At 39.7% G+C, this 22,749-nt stretch carries 23 protein-coding genes and 1 other RNA gene; 6 read left to right on the top strand and 18 right to left on the bottom strand.

The window, feature by feature from the left end:
* Nucleotides 1–3: 3 nt before the first annotated feature.
* The 7 genes from IE080_RS13050 to IE080_RS13020 form a co-directional block, all read right to left on the bottom strand.
* Complete coding sequence (locus tag IE080_RS13050) at nt 4–345, bottom strand: DUF59 domain-containing protein (protein WP_189583276.1); 342 nt, start codon at nt 343–345, stop codon at nt 4–6.
* A gap of 1 nt (nt 346) precedes the next feature.
* Nucleotides 347–784, bottom strand: coding sequence for a SufE family protein (locus tag IE080_RS13045; RefSeq protein ID WP_189583273.1), 438 nt, complete (start codon nt 782–784; stop codon nt 347–349).
* Nucleotides 781–2,004 (bottom strand): cysteine desulfurase, encoded by a 1,224-nt coding sequence (locus IE080_RS13040; RefSeq protein WP_189583270.1) that lies wholly within the window; start codon nt 2,002–2,004, stop codon nt 781–783. Before IE080_RS13040 ends, IE080_RS13045 begins: the two co-directional genes overlap by 4 nt.
* A 5-nt stretch (nt 2,005–2,009) precedes the next feature.
* On the bottom strand, nt 2,010–3,281 hold the full coding sequence (gene sufD / locus IE080_RS13035; RefSeq protein ID WP_229800634.1) for a Fe-S cluster assembly protein SufD: 1,272 nt from the start codon (nt 3,279–3,281) through the stop codon (nt 2,010–2,012).
* Nucleotides 3,282–3,292: 11 nt separating this feature from the next.
* Complete coding sequence (sufC, locus tag IE080_RS13030) at nt 3,293–4,054, bottom strand: Fe-S cluster assembly ATPase SufC (RefSeq protein WP_189583268.1); 762 nt, start codon at nt 4,052–4,054, stop codon at nt 3,293–3,295.
* A 31-nt stretch (nt 4,055–4,085) separates the two neighbouring features.
* Nucleotides 4,086–5,531: a Fe-S cluster assembly protein SufB gene (gene sufB / locus IE080_RS13025; protein WP_189583266.1), complete on the bottom strand. Its 1,446-nt coding sequence runs from the start codon at nt 5,529–5,531 to the stop codon at nt 4,086–4,088.
* A gap of 249 nt (nt 5,532–5,780) precedes the next feature.
* Complete coding sequence (locus IE080_RS13020; protein WP_189583264.1) at nt 5,781–6,248, bottom strand: Lrp/AsnC ligand binding domain-containing protein; 468 nt, start codon at nt 6,246–6,248, stop codon at nt 5,781–5,783.
* A 382-nt stretch (nt 6,249–6,630) separates the two neighbouring features.
* Between IE080_RS13020 and IE080_RS13015 the strand changes: the two genes are divergently transcribed.
* Together IE080_RS13015 and IE080_RS13010 are read left to right on the top strand one after the other, a co-directional pair.
* Nucleotides 6,631–7,071: a hypothetical protein gene (locus tag IE080_RS13015; RefSeq protein ID WP_189583262.1), complete on the top strand. Its 441-nt coding sequence runs from the start codon at nt 6,631–6,633 to the stop codon at nt 7,069–7,071.
* Between the two features lie 111 nt (nt 7,072–7,182).
* The gene (locus IE080_RS13010; RefSeq protein ID WP_189583260.1) at nt 7,183–9,087 is read left to right on the top strand and encodes a M14 family metallopeptidase; all 1,905 of its coding nucleotides are present in this window, start codon (nt 7,183–7,185) and stop codon (nt 9,085–9,087) included.
* Nucleotides 9,088–9,232: 145 nt separating this feature from the next.
* On the opposite strand, the gene IE080_RS13005 is transcribed toward IE080_RS13010, so the two are convergent.
* Together IE080_RS13005 and IE080_RS13000 are read right to left on the bottom strand one after the other, a co-directional pair.
* A complete protein-coding gene (locus tag IE080_RS13005; RefSeq protein WP_229800633.1) occupies nt 9,233–9,448 on the bottom strand; it encodes an AAA family ATPase in 216 nt (71 codons plus the stop codon).
* Between the two features lie 352 nt (nt 9,449–9,800).
* A complete protein-coding gene (locus IE080_RS13000) occupies nt 9,801–11,270 on the bottom strand; it encodes an FAD-binding domain-containing protein (protein WP_189583257.1) in 1,470 nt (489 codons plus the stop codon).
* 40 nt (nt 11,271–11,310) lie between these two features.
* Between IE080_RS13000 and IE080_RS12995 the strand changes: the two genes are divergently transcribed.
* Entirely contained in the window at nt 11,311–11,598 is a 288-nt protein-coding gene (locus IE080_RS12995; RefSeq protein WP_189583254.1) for a TIGR03643 family protein, read from the top strand.
* 67 nt (nt 11,599–11,665) lie between these two features.
* On the opposite strand, the gene IE080_RS12990 is transcribed toward IE080_RS12995, so the two are convergent.
* From IE080_RS12990 to IE080_RS12980, 3 genes are all read right to left on the bottom strand, one after another.
* Nucleotides 11,666–12,229 (bottom strand): DUF3109 family protein, encoded by a 564-nt coding sequence (locus IE080_RS12990; protein WP_189583243.1) that lies wholly within the window; start codon nt 12,227–12,229, stop codon nt 11,666–11,668.
* 61 nt (nt 12,230–12,290) lie between these two features.
* Nucleotides 12,291–12,749 carry a DUF4442 domain-containing protein gene (locus IE080_RS12985; RefSeq protein WP_189583240.1) on the bottom strand — a complete coding sequence of 153 codons (459 nt, stop codon included), beginning with the start codon at nt 12,747–12,749 and terminating at the stop codon, nt 12,291–12,293.
* Between the two features lie 186 nt (nt 12,750–12,935).
* A complete protein-coding gene (locus IE080_RS12980; protein ID WP_189583237.1) occupies nt 12,936–15,359 on the bottom strand; it encodes a TonB-dependent receptor in 2,424 nt (807 codons plus the stop codon).
* A 343-nt stretch (nt 15,360–15,702) separates the two neighbouring features.
* Here IE080_RS12980 and rnpB point away from each other — a divergent pair.
* Nucleotides 15,703–16,092: RNase P RNA component class A (gene rnpB, locus IE080_RS12975), an RNA gene on the top strand.
* A gap of 23 nt (nt 16,093–16,115) precedes the next feature.
* Nucleotides 16,116–17,273, top strand: a complete 1,158-nt coding sequence (locus tag IE080_RS12970; protein ID WP_189583234.1) for a sigma-54-dependent transcriptional regulator — start codon at nt 16,116–16,118, stop codon at nt 17,271–17,273.
* Between the two features lie 188 nt (nt 17,274–17,461).
* Here the strand turns inward: IE080_RS12970 and IE080_RS12965 are convergent, their stop codons facing one another.
* On the bottom strand, nt 17,462–18,457 hold the full coding sequence (locus IE080_RS12965) for a long-chain-fatty-acid--protein ligase (RefSeq protein WP_189583231.1): 996 nt from the start codon (nt 18,455–18,457) through the stop codon (nt 17,462–17,464).
* A 70-nt stretch (nt 18,458–18,527) separates the two neighbouring features.
* Between IE080_RS12965 and IE080_RS12960 the strand changes: the two genes are divergently transcribed.
* Nucleotides 18,528–19,202 (top strand): hypothetical protein, encoded by a 675-nt coding sequence (locus IE080_RS12960; protein ID WP_189583228.1) that lies wholly within the window; start codon nt 18,528–18,530, stop codon nt 19,200–19,202.
* 7 nt (nt 19,203–19,209) lie between these two features.
* Here IE080_RS12960 and IE080_RS12955 read toward each other — a convergent pair whose 3' ends face one another.
* The 5 genes from IE080_RS12955 to IE080_RS12935 all read right to left on the bottom strand — a co-directional run bounded on the left by IE080_RS12955 (nt 19,210) and on the right by IE080_RS12935 (nt 22,689).
* Nucleotides 19,210–20,364, bottom strand: a complete 1,155-nt coding sequence (locus IE080_RS12955) for a methionine aminotransferase (RefSeq protein ID WP_189583225.1) — start codon at nt 20,362–20,364, stop codon at nt 19,210–19,212.
* Nucleotides 20,365–20,536: 172 nt separating this feature from the next.
* On the bottom strand, nt 20,537–20,680 hold the full coding sequence (locus tag IE080_RS12950; RefSeq protein ID WP_189583223.1) for a DUF2256 domain-containing protein: 144 nt from the start codon (nt 20,678–20,680) through the stop codon (nt 20,537–20,539).
* Nucleotides 20,677–21,225, bottom strand: a complete 549-nt coding sequence (locus tag IE080_RS12945) for a hypothetical protein (RefSeq protein WP_189583220.1) — start codon at nt 21,223–21,225, stop codon at nt 20,677–20,679. Before IE080_RS12945 ends, IE080_RS12950 begins: the two co-directional genes overlap by 4 nt.
* 47 nt (nt 21,226–21,272) lie before the next feature.
* Nucleotides 21,273–21,647, bottom strand: a complete 375-nt coding sequence (locus IE080_RS12940) for a nucleotide pyrophosphohydrolase (protein WP_229800632.1) — start codon at nt 21,645–21,647, stop codon at nt 21,273–21,275.
* Nucleotides 21,616–22,689 carry a mannose-1-phosphate guanylyltransferase gene (locus IE080_RS12935; protein ID WP_189583217.1) on the bottom strand — a complete coding sequence of 358 codons (1,074 nt, stop codon included), beginning with the start codon at nt 22,687–22,689 and terminating at the stop codon, nt 21,616–21,618. The genes IE080_RS12940 and IE080_RS12935 overlap by 32 nt, the downstream gene beginning before the upstream one ends.
* Nucleotides 22,690–22,749: the final 60 nt, after the last annotated feature.

The raw sequence follows: 22,749 nt of genomic DNA, 5'->3' as shown, positions 1-22,749 counted from the left end.
TTTTTAAAGAAATCCTAATTCTAATTTTGCTGCTTCAGACATCATATCCTGAGAATACGGAGGATCAAAAGTCAACTCCATTTCCACATGATTGACTCCTTGAATATGCTGTATTTTATCCTTGATCTCCGAAGGAATAAATTCTGCGGAAGGACAATTGGGTGAAGTAAGCGTCATCAGCACATACACATTATTAACAGGGTAAACACTGATTTCATAAATCAATCCCAATTCATATACATCCACAGGAATTTCGGGATCATATACCTGCTTGATTGCGGCAATCACCTTTTCTTTTAACTCCTGAGAAGGTATCTCTTTTACGGTTGTGGCGGTTTCTGACATCTTATATTCCTGCGTTTAATTTGGCATCAAAAGCCAAAGCATATAATTTCATTTGTTTGATCATAGCGGCCAATCCATTGGAACGCTGTGAACCTATAATGGAACCCATACCGATTTTATCAATAAAATAAAGGTCAGCATAGGCAATTTCTGATGGTTTCCTACCAGATAGGACCCTGATCAATAAACTGATCAGCCCTTTGGTAATATCTGTATTGGAATCTGCATGAAAATGTACTTTCCCATCTTCCTCGCTAGCTGTCAACCAAACTTTGGATTGACACCCTTTGATGATATTTTCTTCTGTTTTTTGTTCCTCCGGAAATGCATCCAAATTACCTCCCAACTCCATGATATAGAAGATGGTGGATTCCTTATCATCCCCTAGGATGTCAAATTCACTGATGATTTCTTCCTGAACTTCTTTGATATCCATCATTTGTTTTTGATTCGTGCGATTTTTTGAACAGCATCTGCCAAAACATCTATTTCGGATTTGGTATTGTAAACAGCAAAGGAAGCTCTAACAGTTCCCTCCAAGCCCAATCGTTTCATCAAAGGCTGCGTACAATGATGTCCTGTCCGTACGGCTATTCCTCTTGCATCCAACATCACCCCTACATCAAAGGGATGCATACCATTGATACAGAATGAAAGTACACTCACCTTATCTTTGGCAACTCCAACCGGAATAAACCCTTTTATTTCAGAAAGCTGCTCCGCTGCATATTGAAGCAGTTCGTCCTCATGGGCTTTGATCGCATCTTTTCCTAAGTCCTGAATAAAATCCAAGGCCTTTTTAAAGGCAATCACATCCCCTATATTGGGAGTGCCTGCTTCAAACTTGAAGGGAATCTCATTGTAGGTAGTTCCATCAAAACTTACTTCCTTGATCATTTCTCCACCACCCTGATAAGGAGGCATGGATTCTAAGATTTCTCTTTTACCATACAATACGCCAAGTCCGGTTGGCCCGTAAAGTTTGTGTGCAGAGAAGGCCAAGAAATCACAATCCAATGCCTGAACATCTACAGTCAAATGAGAAGTGGATTGCGCACCATCCAATAATACCCTTGCTCCTACTTCATGAGCTTTGGCAATGATTTCTTTCACCGGATTGATGGTACCCAAAGCATTGGACGCATGCACGATGCTCACCAATTTGGTACGCTTTGAGAGCAATTTTAGAAACTCATCATATTCAATCTCCCCTGCATCATTGATAGGGATTACCTTAAGTATAGCCCCATTTTCCTGACACAACATCTGCCAAGGCACAATATTCGAGTGATGCTCTAGGGTGGAAATGATAATTTCATCCCCTTCACCGATAAATTTCCTCCCAAAGGTTGCTGCAACCAAGTTGATACTCTCGGTAGTTCCTTTGGTCAGAATAATTTCAGCGGCTTCTTTGGCATGTATAAAATCCCGAACTGCTTCCCGAGTACTTTCGAAGTATTGGGTAGATCGGTCAGCCAAAGCATGCGCACCTCTATGAATATTGGCATTGTCATGCTGATAATATCCTGTCAAGGCATCAATCACCGCTTGAGGCTTTTGCGTGGTAGCCGCGTTATCAAAATAAACAAGAGGCTTGCCATGCACTTCTTGATGAAGTATAGGGAACAAGCCTCTTAACTTTTCTATATTTAATGACATTTCTCTTAAAACTGAGTTCCCAATCGCTCCATTACCAAATTGGTAATGTGAGCTTTGAATGGCTCATCGGAAATAAATTCCAACACCTCTCCTGCGAAAGCATAAAGCAACATGCCTTTTGCCTGCGTCTTATCCAACCCTCTCGCCTGTAAATAGAACAAAGCTTCCTCATCCAACTGACCTGTAGTACATCCGTGGGAACATTTTACATCATCTGCCCAAATTTCTAATTGCGGCTTGGTATTGATGATAGCATTTTCGGAAAGCAAAATGTTATTATTTTGCTGAAATGCATTGGTTTTCTGGGCATCCTGTCTCACGAAAATTTTCCCATTGAATACCCCGCGCGAACTATCTGTTAGAATTCCTTTGTACAATTCATTGGAAACTGCATGAGGCATAGTATGGTCTACATTGGTATGATTATCCACATGGGTTTTGCCATTCAACAAATACAAACCATACATATTCCCTTCGCAACCTGAATCCAACAAATTCAACGTCAGGTTATTACGAATCATATCCGCCGCCAAAGAGATTTTCACTGAAGTAAATACAGCATCTCTATGAATATCCGTTTCCATTGTATCCATTAGGATAGCTTTGGAGGACTGATTTTGCAAACGGAAAAATTTAACATAGCTACCAGCCGCTACCTTTACCTCTGTCAAGGCATTGGAGAAATAGACCTCTTCATCCAAACATACGGCATACTCCAATAAGGTTACCTGAGCAATTTCATCCACCTGCACTAACAATCGAGGCATCACTATCTGACCTTCATTTGCTTGATTGAAATGAATCAGAAGTACTGGTTTTTCAATTACTTTTCCTTTTGCTACTGAAATTTTGATAGCCTCTTGGAAAGCAGCTGTATTAAGGTCAGCAAATGCATCTTTTCCCGGCTTGGAAATAGCTCCTAACAGGCCATCTTCACTTATTACCTCTACAGAGTAATCTTGGGTAACTTTTGAGAGTTCTTTATTCCAAGAACCATTGGTAAATACCAATACGTCCCCATCGAAATCTGCGAAGATATGAGCATCCACTGTTGCTTGATCGATGGAAAAAGGCTCAGCAAAACTTGCATTAGTCAGGCCATTCTCCAGTTTCTTGCTAAGATTGGTAAACTTATATTCCTCCGCTTTAGCTACAGGAAAGCCTTGATTTTCCAAACTTTCTACCGCCTGCTGACGGATGGAAGCAAAACCTCCCGAAGCCTGAAACAAAGATTGAACCTGTGTAAATAATTTACTTGTTGTCGCTGTCGTCATCATTGGTTTTAGATTTATACAGAGGCAGATTCAACTTCTTCCTTGATCCAATCGTATCCTTTTTCTTCCAATTCCAAGGCCAACTCTTTGCTACCCGATTTTACGATTCTTCCCTTATATAACACATGTACATAATCAGGAACAATGTAATCCAATAGTCGCTGATAGTGGGTAACTACGATCGTAGCTGTTTTGTCTGATTTTAATTGATTGACACCATTGGACACAATTCTCAATGCATCGATATCCAAACCAGAGTCAGTTTCATCCAAAATAGACAAGGTTGGCTCCAACATCGCCATTTGGAAGATTTCATTTCTTTTTTTCTCACCACCGGAGAAACCTTCATTCAATGATCTGCTTAATAATTTTTGGTCAATCTCCACCAACTTCATCTTCTCCTTCATCAATGCCAAAAACTTCACTGCATCCAAAGGCTCTAACCCTCTATATTCTCTTACCTGGTTGACGGCAGTTCTCAAGAAATTGGTAGTAGATACGCCTGGAATCTCAACTGGATATTGGAAAGCCAAGAAAACACCTTCTCTTGCTCTATCCTCTGGTGCCATGTCCAGCAAATCTTTATCCTGGAACACAACTTCACCCTCGGTGATTTCATATTCTTCTCTACCTGCCAAAACAGAGGCCAAGGTAGATTTGCCAGAGCCATTTGGGCCCATGATCGCATGAACTTCTCCTGCTTTTACTTCCAAATTGATACCTCTCAATATTTCATTTCCATCGATAGAGGCATGAAGATTCTTTATAGATAACATAGGTATGTAGTTTTCAAATATGTAGTTTAGATTAACCGACTGAGCCTTCTAAAGTCAAGGCAAGTAATTTTTGTGCCTCCACCGCAAATTCCATTGGAAGCTGATTCAATACTTCTTTGGCATAACCATTGACGATCAAGGCTACAGCATCCTCAGTAGAAATACCTCGCTGATTGCAGTAGAATAATTGATCTTCGCCGATTTTGGAAGTAGTAGCCTCATGCTCTACTTTGGCGGTTGAGTTTTGAATATCGATGTACGGGAAAGTGTGGGCCCCGCACTTGTCTCCCATTAATAAGGAGTCGCACTGGGAGAAGTTACGAGCATTGTCAGCACGCTTCATCACCTGAACCTGGCCTCTGTAGGAGTTTTGGGATTTGCCGGCAGATATCCCTTTGGAAACAATTCTCGAACGGGTATTCTTTCCAATGTGGATCATTTTAGTACCCGTATCTGCTTGCTGATAGTTATTGGTAACAGCTACAGAGTAGAATTCCCCTACCGAGTGATCGCCTTTCAGAATACAGGAAGGATATTTCCAAGTAACTGCTGAACCGGTTTCTACCTGTGTCCATGAAATTTTGGAGTAATCTCCAGCACAGATACCACGCTTGGTTACGAAATTATAAATACCTCCTTTCCCTTCTTTATCACCCGGGAACCAGTTTTGAACCGTAGAATATTTTACTTCAGCATGCTTGTCTGCGTAGATTTCAACTACGGCTGCGTGCAACTGATTTTCATCTCTTTGCGGAGCAGTACAACCTTCTAAGTAAGAAACATAAGAATTTTCTTCAGCTACAATAAGTGTACGTTCAAATTGACCGGTATTGGCAGCATTAATTCTGAAATAAGTAGATAATTCCATCGGGCAGCGAACACCTTTTGGAATGTAGCAGAACGAACCATCAGAGAATACGGCTGAATTGAGGGCGGCATAATAATTGTCACCAACAGGCACTACTGATCCCAAATATTTTTTTACTAAATCAGGATGCTCTTGAACGGCCTCTGAGAAGGAACAAAACACAATTCCAAGTTTAGATAAGGTATCTTTAAAAGTAGTACCTACAGAAACAGAGTCCAATACTGCATCTACGGCAATACCTTGCAATCGCTTCTGCTCATTCAGGTTGATCCCCAATCGCTCATAAATCTGTAATAATTCTGGATCAATTTCATCCAAACTTTTTGGCTTTTTCGCCTGCTTCGGAGCAGAGTAATACCTGATAGCTTGAAAGTCTACTTTAGGATAATGTACATTTGCCCATTCAGGTTCCTTCATGGATTTCCACACTTCAAAAGCTTTCAATCTCCACTCCAACATCCATTCCGGTTCTTCTTTCTTTGCAGAAATCCATCGGACGATATCTTCGTTGAGGCCGAGCGGTGCTTCATCTGCTTCTAATGCAACAGACCAGCCATGCTCGTATTCCTTAGAGGTTAATTCTTCCAGTATTTGATTATCCTTGCTCATTGGGCTGAATTATTTAGACTAATTACATTTTATGGTGTGAAGATACAACACAAATGGAAAATTTATTGTTCACTACTGCTAAAAAATTCTTAAAAAAAAGTGATTAATGTTACACAAGTCAATTACTATCAATGATTTAAAAAACAAAAGAGCCAATTTGATACAAATTGACTCCTAAATTAGAATGATACGAATTATAGGAATAATCCTAAAAATATTTTATTTAGATTTAATCCAAATAACTGATTTTTACTTGTCAAAAAACTGTATTGGTCGATTGATACTTTCTTCCAACACGATCAATGTTTCCGTACGGTCTATCCCATCCACCTTTTGAATATTATCCAAAACAGTCCTTAGATGGTTTGTGTCTTTACAAATGATCTTAGCGAAAATGGAGTAATTACCGGTAGTGTAATACGCATTAATCACCTCGGGAATTTGCTTTAACATTTCGATGACATTGTCATACAAGCTGCTTTTCTCTAAATAAATCCCCAAGAAGGCTGAAATATCATAACCAAGTTTGGAGAAGTCTATATTCAGGGTTGCACTTTTGACCACTCCCATGTCTTCTAGCTTGCGCATACGCACGTGAACCGTACCCGAGGAAACAAATACTTTTTTGGCAATCTCAGTGTAAGGAGTCTTTGCATCCTGATTCAACAATGAGATGATCTTGAGATCTACATTGTCAATATCTAAAATTTTATCCATTTTTTTTAGGTGATTTTGAAGTCATGTTAATAAAACCATGCGTAAATTATAAAACAGTTAAAAATTAACAAAATTTATTTTTCAATTTGCAAATTAAATCAAAACCTATTTATTTTGATGTTGCTTTAGAATAAAATATTTAATTTGAACATCAAAATGGTTGACCAAATTTAGTATTGTCAAAAAGCAAATTGCTTCTTAACGGAGCAAAATTCATGATCGAAACTTTTAATCTCTAAAGTTATATTTGGGTTTATATTCTGAAAAGAGTCTTGTCGTTGGCAAGACTTTTTTGTTGCTTATTTCTAAATATAAAATGCAAATTTATTTGTTTGAAAAGTTTTTTGTTGTATAATTACAATATAAAAGAGCAGAAAAATCCATGACACTCTTCATCAAAATATTGACCGCAGGATTATTAGCCATATTAACTTCGTTAAGTGTGCTTGCATCCGATATAAATTCAAGCGTTTCTGAGAAAGAAGCAATGATTGTTTTGAAACCGGTTGCTACGATGAATTCGAGTAATATAGATACCTATATCTGTGAATGGGCTTGGCCTGAATTTACTTTGGATGTGATTGACAGTCATCTTCCATTTATCTTTAGAACAAAAAAAGCTGCTGATTTAGATGAATTAAAAGTATTAGTGAACATCAACGGAAAAGGTAAGATCGTGGGTTTTGATGTTTTAACAGAAAATGTTGACAAAGGGACTAAAGAACGAGTTGCTCATGTGTTGAGAAAATTACCTAATGCTCAGCCGGTACCTGGATTTACAAGCTACAGCGATACATCTTTTGAATTGCTCATCAATTACTAAGAGTTCAACTCATCAATTAATCCCCAGCGAAAGTTGGGGATTTTTTTTTGAATGGTTATGAAAGCTTTTGTCCTCGCCTTATTTTTAGGGGATATGTAAACCTATTCTATGATGAACAAAATTTACTGTACACTGCTTGCCTCACTTATAGGTATCGGATCCGCCCAAGCACAGGAGTTTGGAAAGACATTCCCCGAACAAAATACGCAATCCAAATTCTATACCGTTTCCGGTGAGCGGCATGGACAATCCTTTTTCAAAAAACACGAATTTCCCGAAGTGGAATACACAGCAGGTGAAACCTTGACCTTCGATATTTACCACTCACCTGATGTAATGTATCATTGGTACCGCCTTTGGGCGGAGCAGTATCCGGATATCACAGAATTATATGAAGTGGCCCGCTCATTCGAAGGCAGACCCATCTTACAGATGACCATCACCAACAAAAAAACAGGTAAACACACCAACAAACCTGCTGCATTCTTTGAAGGAGGTCGACATGGAGGAGAAGTCACCGCGAGTGAGGCAGTCTTATGGTTGACCAAGTATTTATTAGATAACTATGGTAAAGACCCAGAAATCACTCACCTAATTGACACTAAGACCATCTATGTTCGCCCGCAAAATAATCCTGATGGCACCAATATGTATCTTTTCTCGGAGCAGCGCAATAGAAGTACGGTTCGTCCATTTGATGTAGATGGAGACGGACTCTATGACGAAGATCCTGAAGAAGATTTGAATGGAGATGGTATCATTCACATGATGCGCAAGAAAGCCCTTACTCCAGAAGAGAAAGAGAAAGCTAATTACATCATTGACCCTCGCGACCCGAAAAAGCGGTTGATGAAACGGGTGCTAGATGGTAAAGGTGATTACTTGATGTACACCGAAGGCATTGACAATGACGGAGACGGTAGATTCAATGAAGATGGAATTGGAGGCTTAGATTTACATCGTAACTATCCAGAAAACTGGAGGCCGAATACTAGAGAAGACGCCACTGGCAGAGGCTATACCCAATTTGGTGCCGGAGAATATCCATTAAGCGAAATTGAAACCCGTGCTACTTTCTTGTGGCTTATCAAGCATCCAAATATTTCGGTAGTCAACTCCTTGGATACTCGTGTTCCCATGCACCTAAGGCCACCATCCACTTCCAGCAGTGCGGAATCCATGTTTGAGAAAGATCGCAAGATCTACGAATATTATGACAGTTTGGGCATGAGCATTACCGGTTACCCTTGGGCAGGTGATGTTTATGAAACCTACAGTACAAGAGGTGGCACCAATAGATTGACAGGAGACCCGCTTAAACCGAACCCCTTATTTGGTCATGGACCTGATTTTGGGTACTTCTATTATGGTGCTGTTTGGTATGGAGATGAGCTTTGGAATAATGGCGCCATGAAGGACTATGATGGCGATGGGGTATTGGATGATTACGATGCGCTCCGTTGGGATGATGAGGAAAATGGCAGTAAAGGCTTCAAAGTATGGGAAAAATTTATGCACCCGCAATTAGGCGAAGTTGAAATTGGTGGTTTCCACCCTAAATTCTTCTCCCAAAATGGTCCACCTTGGCAATTGGAAGGCTGGATTAAAAAACAGTCCCTATTCAATGTCGCCATGGCTATGGATTTGCCTGAACTCATCATGGAAGATCCAATTGTCCAAAAAATCGGTAATGAATACGAGATTACCATCAAATGGAAAAATGTCGGGAAATTACCTGTCGCCTTGGATCAAGCGAAACGTGTGAAAATCGTTCAGGAGGATAGAGTGATGTTAGAATTTGACAAAGAGCTCACCAAAGGACATGAAAAAGCAATCGTGCAAATCAGCGAACCAAGCTTATATGATAAAACCATCTATGCCGGCTATACCGAGGCAGGTGAAGAAAAAGAGGTAAAGTTCCGTGTTAAAGTGAACCAAAAAGATCCAGTAAAAGCGAAAGTAAAATTACTTTCTACCAGAGGTGGTTACTTAGAGCAGGAAGTCACGCTTCAATAATTTAAATGGAAAAACCTTTGAGGTCTTGGAGACCTCAAAGGTTAGCTCCTTCCCAGACCTTTGGGGTTTCAAAGTTTTTTAATTAAACACTTACCATCGCCTCCATTTTTAGTGCACTCTTTACTGCCGCTACGATAAATAATCCTCAAAAAAGAAAGCCAAAAAGCCAGAGCGGAATCTTTTTGCCGTTACCAAATTTGATATCATCTTCGACGAGGTAGGCATTGGGAACTCCTTGGATTTGTTCGGAAGTCTTAGAAGGCCCTCCAACCTCAAAAACATAAGTTTCGTCCACCATAAAATCTCCAAATCTTGGTAAAGTTAATGAAAACCTAAGGTTCCCCATGTACAATCTCACCATTCCACAATTGTTGCAAAAAATTCTGCCAAGGCAAAACCATAATCCCATCCATTAACCTTGCCCTCGGTTCAGTACAAACAACGATTGCTCTTTTAACAGAATATTCCTCCCTAAAGGCTTTCATTATCGGAATCCAGGAAATCTTGAAATCTTTTAAACATAGTTGTAAAAATTTTTTGAATGTCAGACTCAAATATAGATAACATTTTGAAGTTTTACTTCAAAATGTACATGATAAACTGAAGTACAACTTCAAATATACATGATAAATTGAAGTACAACTTCAAAATATCATGTATAAAATCTTTCGTTGTAGTGACGCAACTCAATTAGCCCATCGCAAGTAACCCACTCATGGCCAACGGTTCGGCACCGTATGCTTTTCCAAAATCCTCACAGCATCTTCTTGCACTGATTGCATTTTCTGGGCCTTCCAGATCGTATCCCGGGCAAACCTCCCAGCTTCCTCCACATCAACAATAGGGTGAGGATAATCCACCCCTAGGGTAAATCCCATCATCTGCTGTTCCATAACCGTCAATTTCCAGGGTTCATGAATGTAAGGTGCTTGGAGACTTGCCAATTCAGGAACCCACTTTTTAATAAAAGTTCCATCAGGATCATGGTCTTGGGATTGCTTGATTGGATTATAGATCCTAACGGTATTGATTCCCGTCACCCCTGCTTGCATCTGAAATTGTGGGAAATGAATCCCGGGCTCAAAATCCAAGAACTGCCTCGCCAAATGCACCTCTCCAACCCTCCAATCCTGCCACAAATGATGAGTCAAAAAAGAAACCAACATGGCTCGCATACGAAAATTGAGATATCCTGTCTCCACTACACAACGCATACAGGCATCTACCATGGGAATCCCTGTTCTCCCCTGCTTCCATGCCTCTACCTTTTTCTCATCCAAAGGCTTGATCAGCGCGTCAAAACCACGATTGACATGCTCAAACTCCATGCGACACTCGGACTCAAACTTCTGAATAAAATGACAATGCCAACGTAGTCTAGATTGGAAATTGGTTAGGTTTCGGACAAACTTCTTGCTTTTCTTTACCCGCTCTGCTTCTTGATACACCTGACGGATAGACAGATTTCCCCAAGCCAAATAAGGCGATAGTCGGCTACAGCCCCTCCTGCTTAATTCGGGTTTAGAAATATGCCGGTTGTAATTAGCCGCCCGCTCTGCAAAAAAAGAATCAAAATAGCGCTTAGCAGTACTTGGTCCTCCTTTTTGCATCAGAGAAACAGGAATTTCCCAAGCGTCAGGAATCGGCAAACTATCAATACTCTCCGTAACTGCTTTCGGCAGCGTATAAATGGTAGCCTTTTTCAAGTTGGGATGAACTTGTGGAGAGGCCATTTGTGCATACCATTCCTGTGACCATTTTGACCTGTCTTTTCTTCCTCGCTTGACCCCTTGATGTCTGTATTCTTTCCAAACAATGCCATGTGCTGCAAAATATTTCTTCACTCGTTTATCCCGATCAAAGGTTACCCGAAGACCAGTTTCCAGATGAGAAAATACTTGTGTTAATTGGTAAGATTTGGCCAATGATTCAAAAACCCGAAGAGGGTCTGCATATAAAATGTGAACGCGGGCATCAAACGCTGCCAATGTTTGATTGATATCCTGCAAACTCTCCCATACAAAACGCCAATGACGCTCATCACTTTGGGGCGCCTGCACAAGTGCTGGTTCGAAAATATACAATAAAATCAGCGGAAGTCCCGCCTCACAAGCTGCCGCTAAAGCCTCATGATCTTGCAGGCGCAAATCCCTTTTAAACCAAACAATGGAAACTTTTTGCATCGAATACGAAACAAAAAAATGATTTCAAAGTTTTGCGAGTATGGAAAAAATGAAGGAACTCAGCCCAGAGGACATCGATAGAATTGTAGAAATGGCATGGGAAGATAGAACACCTTTCGATGCCATAGAAAATCAGTTTGGCGTACGCGAGCAAGAAGTCATAGAATTGATGCGTAGGGAAATGAAAGCCAGTTCCTTCAAAATGTGGCGTGAGCGTGTACAAGGCCGTAAAACGAAACATATTGCTAAGGCCCCTGATAACTTGCTTCGCTTCAAATCCAATCAGCAGCGAAAGATTACTTTCAATAAAATCAGCAAGAGAAGATAGTTCTTAAAGAAAAACCAGGCAGGTTTTGAAAACCTGCCTGGTCACATTACTAAGTCTTACGCTATATTTACCCCTCAATCTCTTTCACCAACTCCGCATACCAATCAGGTCCAAAATGACGGATCAATGCATCCTTTAGGAAAATATACAAGGGCACTCCTAGCTTTTTACCCAACACACAGGCAGCACTACATATATCCCAACGATCGTAGTTCAAGGCCTCAAACTCATCGTATTTTTTGATTCGAATCGGATAAAGGTGGCAACTGATAGGTTTTTGAAAATCTGTTTTACCATCGAAATAGGCTTGCTCAATACCACATTTGAGCACACCTTTTTCATCGTACAAGGCATAAGCGCATTCGCGATTATCTCCAATAGTTGGCGTACCCTTGTCTCCATCCTTATCAATGACCCAAGTACCTTGCTGCTCGATTACTGCCCTTCCTTCAGGAGTAATGTAATCTTTGATGGCAGGATAGATTTTTTCCAAAATCTCCGTCTCATGATCTTCTAAGGGCGCCCCGGCATCACCTTCTACGCAGCAAGCGCCCTTACACTTTTCCAAATCACAGACAAAAAACTGCTCCTTTATATCATCGCTTATCACAGCGTTACCAACCAATATCATAAATCAAACTTTTTGCAAAGGTAAGAAGAAAACCAACACCTGTTCTATAGTGAATCTCTTGTTACTTTTTCCGAACATACACATCCTTTGTCAATCGAGCAATGGTATTCCCATCAGCATCCACCACCTGACAGGGAAAGGTAAACACCTTTTTCCCTAAAGAATCAACTTCCTGTTTCATCTCCTCAATTGCATCAGGTTCCAAAGAAAATTCAGCGTAAACCGTCCCTTTTCCAGGCTTTATAAAATCAATACTTGCTGCTTTATCCCATACGATGTAATCTTTCCCTAAATTGATGATTAGGATAAACATGAAAAAAGGATCACACATGGAATAGAGGGATCCCCCAAAAGCTGTACCTACCAAATTGCGGTTATACCATGTCAACTTCAATCTCACCTTAAAATAGGTAAATGACTCATTATAATCGACCACTCGAATACCTGAGCATAAATAAGGAGGATAGAAATTCAGTAATTTGATTAGTCGGATGTATTTTTTCTTGGCGTTGGGATTCATGATATGAGATGAAATCAAGATGCGAACATACAAAAAAACAGCTAGTCTGAAACGAAAAGAACCGCTCCAAATGAATGGAACGGTTCAACCCAGCACTATGAAGAAAAGCTTTTAAAGCCTTTATATATGTATAAACATGAATCTGATATTTTTGTTTCAACTAGTTTACAAAAAAAATTCTTTTTTTTAAAACTTGAATTGATACCCTGCTGTAATGAATCTTGGAATCCCTACGCGAATGCCCTGAGGCCTTCTGGAGGCAATAAATCGCTCGTCTGTAAGATTTTTGATGCTTAAATTAAATCGCGAATTCCACTTACTCAAATTATAAGAAAACACAGCATCAAATACTTGATAAGCAGGAATCACACCATTTCTACCATCCACACTTGGCTCTAGTGTGTTGAGGTTATCACCAAATTGCTGGGAAACAAAATTAGCGGCTAAACGCAAACCAAATCCGGAATTAGTTTCTAGTGTAAGTGCTGTATTGACAAATCTATCCGGAGCATAAGGTGTTCTATTGCCGTTGATATTCACACCTTCCACAAATCTATCCTCATTGAAAGTCGCCTTGACAAAGGTTGCATTCACATCATAGGTTAATTTGGTACGGCTAAAACCAAGTAAATTACTCACATCTACTACCATGGCGGTTTCCACCCCTCTATTCAACGTAGCGCCACCATTGATTAAACCAAAGCCTACACCTCCGGATGACTCAGAAACCGGAATGATCTGGTTCGAGAAATTCATAACAAAAGCCGTAGCTTCCATAAAGAACCAATTGGCAGGCTCTGTGCGGAATCCTAATTCATAGTTCACACTTCTCTCAGCTTCCAAATCCAAGGCATCTCCCAATGCAGTGATAGCATCCTTGGTACGTGGTGGAGCAAAACCTTTATGAACACCTCCAAATACGTTTAATTGATTCAAAGGTCTGTAATTAAACCCAAGCCCTGGAATGATTTCGTGGACGATATTTCCCGCTACCAAAACAGTATCTCTGACCCCAAGACCTGCAAAACTCCTTCTGCGAATATCCCGCTCAAAATCGAATGATTCCAAACGAACGCCACCACTAACGTCAAATTTATTGGAGATAGCGATCTTATTTTGAGCATAGGCACTAAAGGCGTAGCCTGTTCTCACCTCATCTTCTACCAAATTCCCGCTTTTTACCCCTGCACGCGTGCCATTTACTCTTTGTTCAAATGCTCTTTCGTAAAGAAATCGTGTACCTACGATTAATTCATTTTTCAAACTAAATAGCTGATGATCTACTTCCAATCTAGGTTCCACTCCCGCAACTTCAAACTGACGGTTTCTGTTACCTGTACTATTACGCATAAAAATTGCTCCACCGGGTACTTCACGGTCTCCCCAAACTACCCCAGTCCAGTTAGCTGGTGGTGTGTTGGTAGCATTGATCGTGAAATCTTGTCTACTCCAATTTCTTGTGGTCGTATAACCATATGCAATCGTGTTGAGGCGTACATTTTTATTAAATCTGTATTTATGGCTAAAACTCATAGACAATCTTCTTACTTCTAATAAATCATCCGGAGCCATTCTAACAAAGTCCTCTCCTCCCCGATCAAACATTACCTGGTTAATTCCAATGTACGTAGCATTGGATACTTCATTATATATCCCTAGTTTCAATCCTAATTCGGACTTTTCATTGATATTGAATAGAAACTTGGTATTAAAATCTGTGATATCAAATTCCGTAGCACCAACATTATCCGCACGTTTTTTCAATAGACTCACATGCATACCTGTATTACCGAAGGTATTACCATAATTGACTAAGCCAGAGAAAAAGCCACCTTGGCCACCCTGAATGTAAACAGAGCCTTCTTCCTCTTGAGGAGGATTAGCCGTAATGTAATTAACTACACCGCCAATAGTCTGAGGACCAAACAAAATCTGCCCCGAACCTTTTAGAATTTCTACTCCAGCCATTCTATCCATAGCAGGAGTATAATACATTTCAGGTTCTCCGTAAGGCGATAAGGCTACTGGAATACCATCCTCCAAAACGAGCACACTTCTACTCCTATCCGGGTCCAAACCTCTGATACCGATATTGACACGCATGCCAATACCTTCTTCGTCAACCACATGTACACCAGGAGATCTTCTCAGCACCTCATTACCGCTCAGAGGATTAACCGTTTGGATTTCTTTGGCATCCACATAGGTTACCGAACCTGGAACCCTACTAAATACCCTATCCTTGCTGGCAATTACTGTAAACTGAGGCATTTTTACTCCAATTTCTTCAAAAATCAAATTCAAAGGGGCAGTTTTTCCGCCAGATACAACAACTTTTGTAGTAAATGATTTATAGCCTACAGCTGAAACTTTAATAGTATATTCACCATCAGGCAAATCATAAATCTGAAAAGAACCATCCAAATTCGTGTAGGCTCCTTTCACGGTCCCTTCTACATAGATATTGGCAAATGGAACAGTTTCTCCTTCTAAGGTGGCTACGGTTCCTGAAATCGCAAGCGTGCGATTATCGGTGTCATTCCATGCATTTGCTTCAGTTAGTATAAGCAAACTCAGGAAAAAGGAAACAATTACTACTCTCGTAAACATATATGGCTTGGGACTCGCTTTATTAAGACTTATTTCAAATAACGTCACAAAAGTAGAGTCTATTTAAACTTAATCCAAATAAGAAGTCACGCAATATCATTGATTATATCTATATATTAAAATATTTAATGGATTTGATAAATAAAATTGAGGTACTTAGCCCAAATTAAGTTTCAATGGCAAGAACAGCAGCCAATGAAATTAGAAAAAAGCTCAATGAATAAATGCTCTTCTTTGACAATCCAGATTTTAATCACTTCCAAGTTTATCATTGAATGCAGACATTTAGTGCTTATGTCATGATACATATTTAGTAAACAGAAATATTTACCTTAATTTGCAAGATGCAAGCCGATCTGTCGCTGTCCCGTCTGACGGGAGAGAGGAAAGTCCGGGCAACATAGAGCGCCATACTTCCTAACGGGAAGGGGGCTTACTGGAGACGGTAAGTTCACAGAAAGTGCCACAGAAAATATACCGTCCCGATAGCTATCGGGATAAGGGTGAAAAGGTGGGGTAAGAGCCCACCGGGTCCTTGGTGACAAGGATTGCATGGTAAACCTTATGGGTTGAAAGACCAAATAGGTCCTGCGCTGGATTCAGTTCCAGAAAAGGCGGCTCGTCTTTGTGCAGGATGGGTAGGTCGATGGAGCCTTGGTGTGAATCAAGGCCTAGATAAATGACAGATGCCTCGCGAGAGGAACAGAACCCGGCTTACAGGCTTGCATATTCTTTATTCTTACCATACACAACTATATGTCAAAAATCTTGATCATAGATGACGAGCGCGTCATTAGAGCTACATTAAAAGAAATATTAGAATACGAAAAGTATCAGGTGGACGAAGCACCAGATGGCGAAGCTGGATTGAAGAAGATCATGGAAGAGGACTATGACCTCGTACTCTGTGATATCAAAATGCCGAAAATGGATGGTTTGGAGGTATTGGAAAAAGCGAAAGAACTGGAGAAAAACCCTCAATTCATCATGATTTCTGCTCACGGCAGTATTGAAACTGCGGTAGAAGCCACTAAAAAAGGAGCCTTTGATTTTGTACCTAAACCCCCAGACCTGAACCGTCTATTACTTACCGTACGCAATGCCTTGGATAAAAAGAACCTCGTCTCGGAGACTAAGGTATTGAAAAAAAAATTATCCCAAAAATTGGATATGGTAGGAAACTCTCCTGCCATCCAAGATGTCAAAAACACCATTGAAAAGGTAGCCCCTACCGATGCACGTGTATTGATTACAGGACCTAACGGAACGGGTAAAGAATTGGTAGCTCATTGGCTGCACACCAAAAGTAATCGTGCACAGGCATCCTTTATCGCTGTCAACTGTGCCGCTATTCCAGCTGAGTTGATTGAAAGTGAATTATTTGGACATGAAAAAGGAGCCTTTACCTCTGCTGTGAAACAACGGGTAGGGAAATTTGAACAAGCCAATGGTGGTACGCTTTTCCTGGATGAAATTGGAGATATGAGTTTATCCGCTCAATCTAAAGTATTGCGGGCTTTACAAGAGCACAAGGTTACTCGAGTGGGCGGGGATAAAGATATCAAGGTAGATGTGAGAGTCTTGGCGGCAACTAACAAAGACCTAAAAAAGGAAATTGAAGAAGGTAGATTCAGAGAAGACCTCTACCATCGCTTAAGCGTTATATTGATTCAAGTACCTGCATTGAAGGACCGTGTGGGAGATATTCCTGAGTTAGTAAACAAGTTTTTAGCAGATATTGCAGCAGAATATGGTACAGCTAAAAAAGGCATTAGTGAAGATGCACTAAAAGAACTACAGAAATTTTCTTGGACTGGAAATATTAGAGAATTGAGGAACGTGGTAGAACGTTTGGTTATTCTTGGAGATAAAACAATTTCCTTAGAAGATGTCAAAAAATATGCTGACTATTAACGGTCAGCATATTTTTTCACCCTTTTACTTCTTGGTTATCAACAGCTTTAGCATATGCTGGACAAGGTTTACTTGCAGCACATGAAGAAAGCATCAAAATAGCTAGCGCTGCAACGACGATTCCTAATCTTTTCATTTGATATATATTTATATTCAAAGATGTTTATTTACATCTAGAAATACAAGAATTAATTGACCATTAAGTTACAACCTCTGGTTTCACTGTTATCAAATCTTCCCAAAACTTCCAAATTCCCTTCTAAATCAAACCTACCTAAATCCTGGGTTTCAATAAAAGAACAGGAATGAAAATTTGCTAAATCGATTATATTTATTCCCCCTGTAGCGCGAATACTGAAGGATAACGGGTCATTAATATCTCTTAAAAAAACACGCATACTTGTAGGTAAAGTGTATTTCCCTTCCCCTTTAGAGTAAGCTTGAGACAATAATTCAGTCATGCCGTATTCAGAATGAATAGATGAAACTTGAAAAGCCTTTTTCAAAATATCATGTACTTCTTCTCTGATCATTTCTTTTCTTCGCCCTTTCATACCACCTGTCTCCATAACAATTAGGTTATTCATACTGGGAAATTGAGATGACTTTTCTGCTAGATCCAATAAGGCAAAGGTAACCCCCAACAAAAGCACTCGCCTATTATCCTTTCTCAACTCATGCAATTGGGCCAACAACTGCTCATGATTATATAAGTAAAAGCCTGAGTACGGACTCTGCGAATGTTGGATAAAATCTTCCGCCATCGCCACCAATGAACTACCCTCCCGCTCTAAATAAGCAGGCAGCAAGGCTAATACATGATATTCTTTTAGCTTACCATACACTTGTTCAAAAATGCGACGAGCATGTTGCAGGTAAAAGTCCTTGGACCAATATAAGTGCTTGCTCGTAATCATCCCTGTAGTTCCCGAACTTGAAAAAAAGCCCTCAGATGGAAAGTCGCCTTCACAATAGACCTCATAATCTTTAAAAAACCGAATGGGTAAAAACGGAATAGATTGCAATGATTGGACAGATTGGGGCTGAATATTCCGATAATGGAGATAGCTCCGATATATAGGATTATGTATAGCCTGAAACTGAAACACCTTTAAGGCCAGTTTTTCAAAATTTTCTGATGTAAGATTAATTAAATCAGCCTCAAAACTTTTGAAATAATTCATCGTTTTTTAATTTGTCCGCAGAAATTTCAGCAAATTTACGTTTAACTTGACAAAGTAAAGATACTAGCGCATGCGTAGCCTCAAAAATTATCTATTGATATTCACTTTCGCACTCCTTTGGACAGGCTGTATCAATGCACCTGAGAACTTTCCATCAATTCCTGAAATAAATTTTGAACGAATGGAGTTTGTATCTAGCGCTGGTGGAGATTCACTTGTAGTAATAGTAGGCTTTAAGGATGCTGAAGGTGATTTAGGATTAAATCCCACAGATATTGACCCTCCATTTAACTCACAAAACTTCAGGAGAACACCACAAGGAGCGCTAATTTTCTTCAGCAATAGACCACCCGAAGCACCAAATTTCAACCCTATTGACTGGGCAATTAACCCTACTGTTAATAATGTTATTGTCCGTGATACGGTATGGGTAGAACCCAATGAAAATCATTTCAATATTTTTGTTCGTTTTTTTATTAAAAGGAATGGTCAATTTAATGAGTTCCGTTGGCAAGATCCTCCATTTTTCACCACATTCAACGGGCGATTTCCCAGAATCCTCAATAGCAATGCCGAAAGAGCTGTAGAAGGAAGTATCCGTTATGCAATGATTTCTTCGGGTTGGGAATCAATATTCAGAAATGACACTATTAGAATAGATGTACAAATACAGGATCGCGCCCTTAATCGAAGTAACACAGCATCGTCGCCCGAATTAACCTTAAATCAAATCCGGAGGAGGTAACTGATTTTCAATGTAATTCTTTACAAAATTCGATTAAACGATATATAGCCTCTTCTAGCACATCATCTTCTTTGGCAAAACAAAAGCGAAGAACTTTCTCATCTTTTTTATCATGGTAGAAATAAGAAATTGGGATAGCCGCAACTCTGGCCCTGACAGTCATTTTTTTTGCTAATTCATAGTCTGCTTCTTTACTTAAATGCTTGTAGGAAACTGTTTGAAAGAAACTCCCTTCCGTAGGTGTGAATTCAAATAGTGTTTCTTTCAGTCCATTAAGAAATAAATTCCTCTTGGACTCATAAAATTCACCTAGATGAAAATAACGTGTAGGATCTATCATAAAATCTGCCAAGGCAAATTGAAATGGAGTTGCTGTACTGAAGGTAACATATTGATGAATTTTCCTAAACTCTTTTGTCAATTTCACTGGCGCTAAGCAATATCCAATTTTCCATCCTGTCACATGAAAGGTTTTTCCCAAAGAGCCACATACAAAAGTCTTGGATTTCAGCGAATCAACCATACAAGGAGAGAGGTGTTTGCGCTCATCAAACAGAATATGATCATATACCTCATCACTTATGATGTATATTTCCCTATCACCTGTTAGCTGACTGAGTGTTTCAAAATCTGACTTTTTCCACACATAGCCGCCTGGATTATGAGGATTATTTATAATGATAGCCTTAGTTTTTTCTGAAAAAGCGTCTTTAACCTTTTCCCATGGCACACTAAAATTTTCCGAATCTAACTGCACAAATACAGGCAAACCACCATTCAACTGAATAGCTGGTACATAGCAATCATAAGCAGGCTCCAAAATAATCACTTCATCATCCACTTTCACCACAGAAGTAATTGCAACATACAATGCTTCCGTTGCACCAGAGGTCACCGTAATTTCAGTATCAACATCAAATTGAACACCATAGAGCAGCCTCGACTTTTCTTCAATTCGCTGCCTCAAAAGTCCAACTCCATGAGAAGGAGCGTATTGATTAAAGCCCTTTTGCATATACTCAGTCACGAGATCCTGCAAATATGGATAACAATCAAAGCCTGGAAATCCCTGGGCTAGATTAATGGCGTTATAGGAATTTGCCAAATCAGTCATCAATGTAAATATACTTATTTCTGTTTGGGGTAATTTAGAAAAGAGCATGAATGTATTTGGGTTTTTATTCCCTTAAATTTATAAAATGAGTTGCTCTTTAAAAACAAACTCAAAAATCTTAAACGCTTATTTTTTTTTCTACAGTTAAACAATTTAGAATACTACTAAACCCAAAATGCTAAAAAAATTATTGAAGGCTCATACAAATATCTTATTTGTTTTAATTTTCAATTTTCACTTTATTTCCAGCACATTTCTTGGAGCAATATTTAACATTCTCCCAATTCTTCTCCCACTTCTTGCGCCAGGTGAAGGGACGGTTGCAGACGGGACACATTTTGGTGGGCAGATGCTGTTTTTTCATGACATGAAACCTCCCCTGACAAATCGGTATGTGGCCAAGATTTCCACCCAATCATTGATTGCGTAATCGTATACCGACTTCTCCACTTCAATCTCCACAGTCAACTGATCAATAAGGGTGATGCCAAGGATGACTCCACTGGAGTTTGTGGGGCGATTGGAATCATTGACGAGTTGAAAAGTATCCGAAAGCTCACCGAATTCCACGAGCAAGCGTACATTCTCCGCTCCAAATCGAATGATTGGAATATTGTTAGTCGTCGTAAGAATGTTGGAAATGAAAAGAGAGAATACCATTTCATCTATTTCCTCCTCTACCAAGGTCATCCGGGTATTTATCACCTGGGAAACTCCTTCTATTCCCTCAAGAAAATTGTTGGAGCTTACCCCGTTATTATTCAAATCAACCGACAGATTCATAATAATAGACTGGAGATTGTAATTCCCATAGAAAAAGCGTGGAGGTTCTTCCCTGTTTGTTTCGCATGAAAGGACGCCAAGCATCAAAAATATCAGAAAGTAGTTGCGGTGAAGGTAATTTTTCATTTGCTTAAAATTTCAATAAACTTTAGTAAACCAAGTTAAGTTACGGTCTACTGTAACTTTTTGTTTTGGATGTGTCTATCCTTATCGCGGATGTTCTTTTTCTCAAAATTTTTCTTCAAGGCATCAGTTAAGTCCACACCAGTCTGATTAGCCAAGCAAATCAATACCCACAAGACATCCGCCATTTCATCGGCCAAATCTTTGTTTTTATCTGATTCTTTGAAGGATTGCTCTCCATATTTTCGGGCCATAATACGCGCCAACTCCCCTACTTCTTCCATTAAAATCGCCGTATTCGTCAGTTCATTGAAATAACGTACACCGACTGTTCGAATCCACTCATCCACTAACTGTTGGGCTTCTGAGATGGTAATTTCTTGTTTTTCCAATTCAGACATAGTCTTCTCCTTTGTTTTTGGCATCGTTGATAAACTCCCGGAATTTTTTCTCTTGATCCAGTTGGCATATCAACAATACATTATCGGATTCTGTTACCAAATAATTTTCCAATCCTTGCACCACTACCAATTTTTCGGGACTAACCTTGATAAAGGAGTTTTTGGTATCATACAATAAGGCATTGGCTTCCACCAGATTATTGGCATTATCCAAGTCATGATGCTCGTATAGGCTCATCCAAGACCCTAAATCCGACCAACCAAAATCACCCAAAACGGTGTACACCTGATCTGATTTTTCTAGGATACCATGATCTATGGAAATGTTTTTCACGAGCGTATAGGCCTTTTTTGTAAAGGCAATTTCCTCCTCCCGCTTGTAAAATTCTTTACCTTCTTCAAACACCTCTGCCACATCGGGCATGTATTTTTCAAAGGCATGAATAATACTTTTGGCCTGCCAGATAAAAATACCGGAATTCCATACAAAATCCCCACTTTCAAAAAATGTTTGTGCAAGCTTTGTATTTGGCTTTTCCGTAAAGGTTTTGACCTTTTTTACTTTGGAGGCAGGTTCTAAATGATATTGAATATAGCCATAACCAGTCTCGGGTCGATTAGGTCGTATACCGACAGTCAATAATCGATGATCTATTTCGCTAGCCGTAAGTGCCAATTGAATTTTAGCCAAAAACTTATCCTGATGCAAAATCAAGTGATCTGATGGTGTGACGATAATCTTGGCAGTTGGATGATGTACACCAATTCGATAGCAGGCATAGGCGACGGAAGTAGCCGTATTTCTCCGTAAAGGTTCTGTGAGAATATTTGATTCAGGAATTTCAGGAAGTTGTTCTTTGACCAACTCGTAATGCTGTTGATTGGCGACTACGAAAAAATGATCTGCCTGGGAAATTCCCAAAAAGCGATCAAAGGTCATTTGGAGTAAGGTTCTACCCGTGCCGAAAAGATCCAAAAACTGTTTGGGTCTTTTTTTTCTGCTATAGGGCCAAAATCGCGAACCTATTCCTCCGGCCAAAATTACTATGTAGGGCTTTTCAAGCATGTACTTTCATTTGATTAAAGTGGTTGGATTTGGGTAGAATTTACAAATAAACGACACAAA

Origin of the sequence: Mongoliitalea lutea (genome assembly GCF_014652135.1) — a bacterium.
GTDB lineage: Bacteria > Bacteroidota > Bacteroidia > Cytophagales > Cyclobacteriaceae > Mongoliitalea > Mongoliitalea lutea.
Note: the sequence above shows the minus strand (reverse complement) of the source record. Positions and strands in the feature narration are given on the sequence as shown.

Excerpts from the sequence above, each read along its gene's own strand:
- IE080_RS13050 (WP_189583276.1), bottom strand. The coding sequence starts at position 345 with ATGTCAGAAACCGCCACAACCGTAAAAGAGATACCTTCTCAGGAGTTA.
- IE080_RS13045 (WP_189583273.1), bottom strand. The coding sequence starts at position 784 with ATGATGGATATCAAAGAAGTTCAGGAAGAAATCATCAGTGAATTTGAC.
- IE080_RS13040 (WP_189583270.1), bottom strand. The coding sequence starts at position 2,004 with ATGTCATTAAATATAGAAAAGTTAAGAGGCTTGTTCCCTATACTTCAT.
- sufD (WP_229800634.1), bottom strand. The coding sequence starts at position 3,281 with ATGATGACGACAGCGACAACAAGTAAATTATTTACACAGGTTCAATCT.
- sufC (WP_189583268.1), bottom strand. The coding sequence starts at position 4,054 with ATGTTATCTATAAAGAATCTTCATGCCTCTATCGATGGAAATGAAATA.
- sufB (WP_189583266.1), bottom strand. The coding sequence starts at position 5,531 with ATGAGCAAGGATAATCAAATACTGGAAGAATTAACCTCTAAGGAATAC.
- IE080_RS13020 (WP_189583264.1), bottom strand. The coding sequence starts at position 6,248 with ATGGATAAAATTTTAGATATTGACAATGTAGATCTCAAGATCATCTCA.
- IE080_RS13015 (WP_189583262.1), top strand. The coding sequence starts at position 6,631 with ATGACACTCTTCATCAAAATATTGACCGCAGGATTATTAGCCATATTA.
- IE080_RS13010 (WP_189583260.1), top strand. The coding sequence starts at position 7,183 with ATGAACAAAATTTACTGTACACTGCTTGCCTCACTTATAGGTATCGGA.
- IE080_RS13005 (WP_229800633.1), bottom strand. The coding sequence starts at position 9,448 with ATGGTGAGATTGTACATGGGGAACCTTAGGTTTTCATTAACTTTACCA.
- IE080_RS13000 (WP_189583257.1), bottom strand. The coding sequence starts at position 11,270 with ATGCAAAAAGTTTCCATTGTTTGGTTTAAAAGGGATTTGCGCCTGCAA.
- IE080_RS12995 (WP_189583254.1), top strand. The coding sequence starts at position 11,311 with ATGGAAAAAATGAAGGAACTCAGCCCAGAGGACATCGATAGAATTGTA.
- IE080_RS12990 (WP_189583243.1), bottom strand. The coding sequence starts at position 12,229 with ATGATATTGGTTGGTAACGCTGTGATAAGCGATGATATAAAGGAGCAG.
- IE080_RS12985 (WP_189583240.1), bottom strand. The coding sequence starts at position 12,749 with ATGAATCCCAACGCCAAGAAAAAATACATCCGACTAATCAAATTACTG.
- IE080_RS12980 (WP_189583237.1), bottom strand. The coding sequence starts at position 15,359 with ATGTTTACGAGAGTAGTAATTGTTTCCTTTTTCCTGAGTTTGCTTATA.
- IE080_RS12970 (WP_189583234.1), top strand. The coding sequence starts at position 16,116 with ATGTCAAAAATCTTGATCATAGATGACGAGCGCGTCATTAGAGCTACA.
- IE080_RS12965 (WP_189583231.1), bottom strand. The coding sequence starts at position 18,457 with ATGAATTATTTCAAAAGTTTTGAGGCTGATTTAATTAATCTTACATCA.
- IE080_RS12960 (WP_189583228.1), top strand. The coding sequence starts at position 18,528 with ATGCGTAGCCTCAAAAATTATCTATTGATATTCACTTTCGCACTCCTT.
- IE080_RS12955 (WP_189583225.1), bottom strand. The coding sequence starts at position 20,364 with ATGCTCTTTTCTAAATTACCCCAAACAGAAATAAGTATATTTACATTG.
- IE080_RS12950 (WP_189583223.1), bottom strand. The coding sequence starts at position 20,680 with ATGAAAAAACAGCATCTGCCCACCAAAATGTGTCCCGTCTGCAACCGT.
- IE080_RS12945 (WP_189583220.1), bottom strand. The coding sequence starts at position 21,225 with ATGAAAAATTACCTTCACCGCAACTACTTTCTGATATTTTTGATGCTT.
- IE080_RS12940 (WP_229800632.1), bottom strand. The coding sequence starts at position 21,647 with ATGCCAAAAACAAAGGAGAAGACTATGTCTGAATTGGAAAAACAAGAA.
- IE080_RS12935 (WP_189583217.1), bottom strand. The coding sequence starts at position 22,689 with ATGCTTGAAAAGCCCTACATAGTAATTTTGGCCGGAGGAATAGGTTCG.